Origin of the sequence: Stutzerimonas stutzeri, assembly GCF_024448985.1 — a bacterium.
Taxonomy (GTDB): domain Bacteria; phylum Pseudomonadota; class Gammaproteobacteria; order Pseudomonadales; family Pseudomonadaceae; genus Stutzerimonas; species Stutzerimonas stutzeri_AP.
This window is the reverse complement of the sequence record NZ_JAMOII010000036.1, coordinates 1-6,447: the sequence shown is the minus strand read 5'-3', so window position 1 is coordinate 6,447 and position 6,447 is coordinate 1. Positions and strand designations below refer to the sequence as shown.

Genomic DNA, 6,447 nt, shown 5'->3' with positions numbered 1-6,447 from the left:
CATTCCAGTTGATAGAACGCCTCCATACTCAAGCGATCGCTAAGACTTTGCGACACATAGAGCATATTTACCGGAATCAGACCTTCCTTGATTTCCGCACCAGGGCGACGGAAGGCTGCAGCGTCGAGCGGGTTGATGGAGTTAATAGAGTTACCGATAAAGGTACTTTCACCCCAGCTCACGACCTGCCTGCCGACACGTACCGTGCCAGGCAGATCGCCTACGTAATAATTGTGGTAGAGGAAGGCATCGAGAATCTGGGCACCAGATGACTGCGCAGCCTCTTTACGGTTGCTGTCGCTGATGTCTTTGAACAGGCGGCTCTCGTCTTTCAGCTCAAAGTCGTACCAGTATTTGCCTCGAATGAACGCACCGCTGTCCCGGTAGCGCAGCTCAAGGTCATGCACACCTTTGAAAATCTTCGAAAAGGTTTCGCCCTTTTTGAAATTCAGCCGGCCATCATCGCCGGTTTGGGTATAACCAGTGCCGCCATTGTTGATACCCACCAGATCCATATCCCGGTCAGCCGTCGACCAGCTAGCCCCGACCGACATTGCCGAGTCGAATTGCCCCTCGATTTCCCCAATATTGAAATTAAGGGCATAAGCCGGTGCGGCAGTGCCCAGCGCAACGGCGAGAGCCAATGCCTTGGGCTGGAAGATTCCTTGCCTTGTTGTTTTTGTCATGAGGCGCTCCTGGTTGGTTCGAAGTAGGCTCACCCTAACCACACGGCAGCGGAGGGTTAAGCGCACTAAGGTTTGATTTGTTTTGTAATCCTAAAGTATGAACGACCTTCCCGTTACTGGCTTGCAAAGGAGCATCACCCTATCGGAAATGCCGCCCCCAGCGAAGCTATCGAAGAGCTTAGCCGCAAGGCAAATTGGTGCAAGCCCCGAAATAGAGCAGCTGCGACGCCGTTTGCGGAAAATCTCCGGAACTACGCTCAATCAACCCCAGGCGATTTGAACTGAAGCGCCCGTAATCTGCATCGCAACTCACAGGCAGTAAGGAAGGCAAAACGCCATCGGCGAGTCGGAGCGTTACCCAAGCACAGCGCCCTGGGGCGAAACGAAACAACTGGAAGGCCGAATAGCCGCCGGTAGCGCATTCGCGTCGGTCTACAGGCAGGGAGGAGAAGCGAGCAAAGGCAGTCGCTCGGCGCTAGGGATAGCCCAACCGGAACAGGAAACGTGACGAGATAGCCACTTAGTCAGAAACCAGGGCCGAGCATTCGGCCCTAACGGTATATCAAGGCTAGCCGCCTTACATTCCTTTAACGGCGTAGATACCAGGGGCATTACGCCAATAACCCTTGTAGTCCATGCCGTAACCGAACACGTAGCGATCGGCACAGGTGAGCCCGACGTAATCTGCTTTCAGGTCTGGACGGGCTTTGCGCTGGTGCTCCTTGTCGACCAGCACCGCGGTATGCACGGCAGTGGCACCGGCATGACGACAGAAATCGATGATCGCGCCGAGGGTATGCCCCTCATCCAGAATGTCGTCGATGATCAACACATCGCGGTCGATGAAGGAAATCTCCGGCTTGGCCTTCCAGAACAAGTCGCCACCGCTCGTTTCGTTACGGTAACGCGTGGCATGCAAATAGGAGAGCTCCAGCGGAAAGTTGAGCTTCGGAACCAGCTTGCCGGAGAAGATCAGTCCTCCGTTCATGACGCAAAACACTACCGGATTACGGTCGGCCAGCTCACCATTGATTTTTGCGGCCACCGCATCGATTGCCGCCTCAACTTCGGCTTCGGCATAAAGACAATCGGCTTCAGCCATGATCTGGCGGATATGTGCGAGATCGACGGACATGGCGATGCTCCAAGGCAATAAGAGAAGGAAGCAGCTCAGCCGGCTGCGCACAAAAATAAGGGGCGCGACGATACCGATGCAGTTGCGGCAAGGGCAAGCCCTGATTGATACATCAATAGCCGCTAACACCCCGATGCATTAATCTACGCCGGTTTATTCGACCGCCGGAGCCACCATGACCATTCGAGAGATCCGCCACCCGCTTATTCGCCACAAACTTGGGTTGATGCGTCGCGCCGATATCAGCACCAAGAACTTTCGCGAACTGGCGCAGGAGGTCGGGTCGATCCTGACGTACGAAGCGACTCGCGACCTGCCGCTCGAGAACTACAGCATCGAGGGCTGGTGCGGCCCGGTCCAGGTGGAAAAGATCTCCGGCAAGAAAATCACCGTAGTACCGATTCTTCGAGCCGGCATCGGGATGCTCGACGGTGTGCTCAATTTGATTCCCGGCGCCAAGGTCAGCGCGGTAGGCATCGCCCGTAACGAGGAAACTCTGCAGGCACACACTTATCTGGAACGTTTGGTGGACGACCTCGATCAGCGTCTGGCGATGATCATCGATCCAATGTTGGCAACCGGCGGCTCCATGGTTGCGGCCATCGACATGCTTAAAAAAGCGGGCTGCAAGGAGATCCGTGCGCTGGTGCTGGTCGCCGCGCCGGAGGGCATCGATGTCGTGGAGAAGGCTCACCCGGACGTCATCATCTATACCGCCTCCATTGATGAGCGCCTGGACGAGCATGGTTATATCGTGCCCGGCTTGGGCGATGCGGGGGACAAGATCTTCGGCACCAAGCAGAAGGACATCTGAGATGTCGCAACCCATGGAAGAAGCGCTCGGCCGCCAGGTTCTCGCCGGCGCGCAGATGCTGTTCGTGGCGTTCGGCGCACTGGTGCTGATGCCGTTGATCACCGGCATGGACCCTAACGTTGCGCTGTTCACTGCTGGTATCGGCACCCTTCTGTTTCAACTGGTCACCAAGCGTCAGGTGCCCGTGTTTCTGGCATCGAGCTTCGCCTTCATCGCACCGATCATCGCGGCCAAAGGTGACTTCGGCCTGCCCGCGGTACTCGGCGGCGTAGTCGCGGCGGGCATCGTCTATATAATTCTCGGCTTTGCGGTTCGCCTCAAAGGCCCGGGCTTTATCGACCGGCTGCTGCCACCCGTTGTAATCGCTCCGGTCATCATCTCCATCGGTCTCGCGCTTTCGCCTGTCGCGGTAAACATGGCCATGGGTAAGGCCGGCGACGGCAGCGCCCAACTGGTGCCGTACGAGACCGCCATGCTGATCTCGATGCCAGCGCTGTTGACGACGCTGCTGGTGGCCGTACTCGGCAAAGGGTTGTTCCGACTGGTGCCAATACTTGCTGGCGTCGCGATGGGCTATGGTCTGTCGTTCGCGTTCGGCGTCGTGGATACCACCGGCATCGCCGCGGCGCCCTGGCTGGCAGTTCCGAACTTCGTCGCTCCCGAATTTCATTGGGGCGCGATTCTGTTCATGGTTCCGGTGGCGTTGGCCCCTGCGATCGAACACATCGGTGGCGTGGTGGCCATCGGCGGGGTCACTGGCAACAACTTCATCAAAAAGCCGGGGCTGCACCGCACATTGCTAGGTGACGGTCTGGCCACCTCAGCCGCTGGCCTGTTCGGCGGCCCGCCCAATACTACCTACGCGGAAGTCACCGGCGCGGTGATGCTGACCAAGAACTACAACCCGAAAATCATGACCTGGGCAGCGGTCTTCGCCATCGTCCTGGCCTTCATCGGCAAGTTCGGAGCGGGCTTGCTGAGCATTCCAGTGCCGGTGATGGGTGGCATCCTTTGCCTGCTGTTCGGTTCGATTGCCGTAGTCGGCCTGAGCACTCTGATCCGCCATCAGGTGGATCTGGCGGAAGCGCGTAATCTGATCATCGTTTCGGTGACGCTGGTGTTCGGCATTGGCGGCATGGCGATCGGCTATGGCGAATTCACTCTATCGGGCATTTCCCTTTGCGCGATCATCGCGCTGCTCCTCAACCTGCTGCTACCGGGCGGAGAAGGTTGGAAAAACAAGCAGCTCGAAGAAAATAGCTGACGCGATATCTGGCCAGCCGCATTTTTGCGAGCTGGCCTTCGTCACTGCTCCGTATCGCGCAACATGTCATGACCGTTACAGCTATTGCTGGACAGGAACGGTAGACTGCCGCGATGAGCTTGCCCAACATTCCCCATCGACAACTGAGCGGAGCTGCTGTGAGCTGCTCCACTTGCGCCGCCTGTTGCTGTCGACTCGAGGTTCTTCTTATCACCGATACCGGCGTACCGGAGCGCTTTATCGATGAGGACGCCTGGGGTGGCCAGATCATGCGCCGTCTCGATGATGGCTGGTGCGCGGCGCTCGACCGCGACAGTATGCGTTGCACCATCTATGAGAAGCGACCGCTGATCTGCAGGGAGTTCGAGCTCGGCTCGGAAGATTGCCTGGAGGAGCGAAAGGGCTCTGAACGGGCTTATCAGGAATGAGCGAAGTGAACGGGTGAGCACAACTTTAAGTAAGACCCATCGACCTTAAATAGCCGATGGGTTTAAGCTGCGCGGCCCGCACCATGCTACGGGCGTTGCCTATGGCGCTTAGAACGACGCCCGATAATGCACTGCGTAACTTTCGATGCCATCGTTCGGATTCTTGATCCCGGCATTGGAATAGTGGATTGCCCGAATACCAACTTCGTGCCCGCCAGCGAATCGCAGCCCTGCGCCGAAACGATCTTCGAACTGGAATGAAGATCCCAGATCCTTATCCTCCACTTTGGTGTTCTCGAACGCCGCAACACCGATGCCTACTTCCAGATAAGGCTTCACCGCATCTCCGGCGAATTCGTAGACGAATACCGGTGCCAGCGACACGCTATGGTTGCTTGAGGTTTCGTCACCTTCCCAATAGGTGTACCCAGCATCCCAATATCCGGTGAGCCGCCCCACGCTCGTCTGGAACCAGCTGCGGTTGAAGTCGAATTGCGCACCTAGGCGATAAGTCATTGTCGACTCACCGGTCTGTCCGACGGCAGCGGTCAGGTCCAGCGCATGAACAGCAGCCACCTGACCCAGCGAAACGGCGGCAATCGCAGCGAGGGAGATCAGTTTTTTCATCGGAATTTCCTTATCGAAAAGTTGGCGTCGCTTGTTGTTTTTTCGAGCATTAACTCGCATACAGAAAGCAGGCGCAGCGGGGAGTTCCTAATCAGAGTAGTCGGCTACCGTGCCGTTTTCGCCCCAAAGTAGCGGGAGTACGCCGGCTAATTGGCGGGGATCGCCACTGCTCCAGAACCGTGTCACCGGTTCGCCATGCCCCAGCAGGTCCCGCGCCGCCAGTACCACTTCGAGATGCCGCGCCACCGCGGCCCCGGTGTCCACCAGAGTCACGTTAGACGGTAGCAGCTCGGTTAGAAGCGGCTTGATGAACGGATAGTGAGTGCATCCCAGTATCAGCGTGTCGCAGCCCTGCTCGATCAAGGGCTGAACGAAACCCTGCAGCAACGAGCGCGTCGCGCCCGCTTCAAGTTCGCCGGCCTCGATGCACTCGACCAGACCGGGACAGGGCTGGGTGATGACCCGTACATCGCTGGCAAAGCGGTCGAGCAATGCGGCGAATTTCGCGCTTTTCAGCGTGCCGGTAGTTGCCAGCACCCCCACGACACCACTGCGAGTCGCCTGTGCGGCAGGCTTTACCGCCGGCTCCATCCCCACCAACGGAACATTCGGATACAGCTCGCGAAGCTCGGCCACTCCCGCGGCAGTTGCGGTATTGCAAGCCAGCACCAAAGCCTTGGCGCCCTGCCCCAGCAAGAAGTCAGCGATCGATCGGCACCGCTGGCGAATGAATTCCGGGCTTTTTTCGCCATAGGGCACATGACCGCTGTCGGCCAGGTACAACAACGACTCCTGCGGTAAGCGCGCGCGAATCTCCCGCAGCACCGACAGCCCGCCCACGCCGGAATCGAAGACGCCAATCGGGGCGTTATCAGCCATGGCGGTCGCCGCAAACCGCACAGGCCGGGTCGCGCTTGACCTTCAGTTCGCGAAAGCGACCGGACAGCGCGTCTATCAACAGCAGCCGGCCTACCAAAGGCTCACCGAAGCCGGCGAGCAGCTTCAGCGCCTCGAGCGCCTGCAGGCTGCCCACCATCCCCACCAGCGGGCCCACTACGCCGGCCTCGCTACAGGTCAGTTCGGCTTCGCTGCCATGGCCGTAGAGGCAGTGGTAGCACGGACTTGTCATTACTCGCGGATCGAACACTGACAGCTGTCCCTCAAGGCGAATCGCCGCACCGCTCACCAGAGGTTTGTTCGCGCTGACACAAGCGGCATTCACGGCTTCCCTCACGGCGAAGTTGTCGGTGCAATCGAGTACCAGATCCACCGCAGCCACAGCCGCACGTAGGGTATCGACATCCATTGCGGCGCGGTGCGGCACCAGCTTCACCAAGGGATTGAGCCCCGACAAACGCGCAATCGCCGAGTCCACCTTCTGCACCCCTACCGAAGACGAATCATGAATGATCTGCCGCTGCAGATTGGTCAGATCGACACTATCGAAGTCCGCCAGATGTAGCTCTCCCACCCCTGCGGCGGCGAGATAAAGC

General features: G+C 58.4%; 8 protein-coding genes. 3 read left to right on the top strand and 5 right to left on the bottom strand.

The window, feature by feature from the left end:
- The coding region (locus tag NA647_RS19380) for a DUF1302 domain-containing protein (protein ID WP_256059140.1) at positions 1 to 686 on the bottom strand (686 nt) is incomplete at its 3' end.
- Between the two features lie 577 nt (positions 687 to 1,263).
- Positions 1,264 to 1,821: a hypoxanthine-guanine phosphoribosyltransferase gene (locus NA647_RS19375; RefSeq protein ID WP_256059139.1), complete on the bottom strand. Its 558-nt coding sequence runs from the start codon at positions 1,819 to 1,821 to the stop codon at positions 1,264 to 1,266.
- Positions 1,822 to 1,996: 175 nt separating this feature from the next.
- Between NA647_RS19375 and upp the strand changes: the two genes are divergently transcribed.
- The 3 genes from upp (at position 1,997) to NA647_RS19360 (ending at position 4,327) form a co-directional block, all read left to right on the top strand.
- Positions 1,997 to 2,635, top strand: coding sequence for a uracil phosphoribosyltransferase (upp, locus tag NA647_RS19370; protein WP_256059138.1), 639 nt, complete (start codon positions 1,997 to 1,999; stop codon positions 2,633 to 2,635).
- Between the two features lies 1 nt (position 2,636).
- A complete protein-coding gene (locus NA647_RS19365) occupies positions 2,637 to 3,899 on the top strand; it encodes a uracil-xanthine permease family protein (protein WP_256059137.1) in 1,263 nt (420 codons plus the stop codon).
- A 113-nt stretch (positions 3,900 to 4,012) separates the two neighbouring features.
- Positions 4,013 to 4,327, top strand: a complete 315-nt coding sequence (locus NA647_RS19360; protein WP_256059136.1) for a YkgJ family cysteine cluster protein — start codon at positions 4,013 to 4,015, stop codon at positions 4,325 to 4,327.
- Between the two features lie 108 nt (positions 4,328 to 4,435).
- Here the strand turns inward: NA647_RS19360 and NA647_RS19355 are convergent, their stop codons facing one another.
- From NA647_RS19355 to moeB, 3 genes are all read right to left on the bottom strand, one after another.
- Positions 4,436 to 4,954, bottom strand: coding sequence for an acyloxyacyl hydrolase (locus tag NA647_RS19355; RefSeq protein WP_256059135.1), 519 nt, complete (start codon positions 4,952 to 4,954; stop codon positions 4,436 to 4,438).
- Positions 4,955 to 5,041: 87 nt separating this feature from the next.
- Positions 5,042 to 5,833, bottom strand: coding sequence for a glutamate racemase (gene murI / locus NA647_RS19350; RefSeq protein ID WP_256059134.1), 792 nt, complete (start codon positions 5,831 to 5,833; stop codon positions 5,042 to 5,044).
- Positions 5,826 to 6,447 (bottom strand): molybdopterin-synthase adenylyltransferase MoeB (gene moeB, locus NA647_RS19345; protein WP_256059133.1); only part of this gene is annotated, 622 nt, incomplete at its 5' end. The genes moeB and murI, both read right to left, overlap by 8 nt.

What these genes read in the sequence shown, in the direction of transcription:
- NA647_RS19375 (WP_256059139.1), bottom strand. Translation starts at nt 1,821, where the DNA reads ATGTCCGTCGATCTCGCACATATCCGCCAGATCATGGCTGAAGCCGAT.
- NA647_RS19355 (WP_256059135.1), bottom strand. Translation starts at nt 4,954, where the DNA reads ATGAAAAAACTGATCTCCCTCGCTGCGATTGCCGCCGTTTCGCTGGGT.
- upp (WP_256059138.1), top strand. Translation starts at nt 1,997, where the DNA reads ATGACCATTCGAGAGATCCGCCACCCGCTTATTCGCCACAAACTTGGG.
- murI (WP_256059134.1), bottom strand. Translation starts at nt 5,833, where the DNA reads ATGGCTGATAACGCCCCGATTGGCGTCTTCGATTCCGGCGTGGGCGGG.
- NA647_RS19360 (WP_256059136.1), top strand. Translation starts at nt 4,013, where the DNA reads ATGAGCTTGCCCAACATTCCCCATCGACAACTGAGCGGAGCTGCTGTG.
- NA647_RS19365 (WP_256059137.1), top strand. Translation starts at nt 2,637, where the DNA reads ATGTCGCAACCCATGGAAGAAGCGCTCGGCCGCCAGGTTCTCGCCGGC.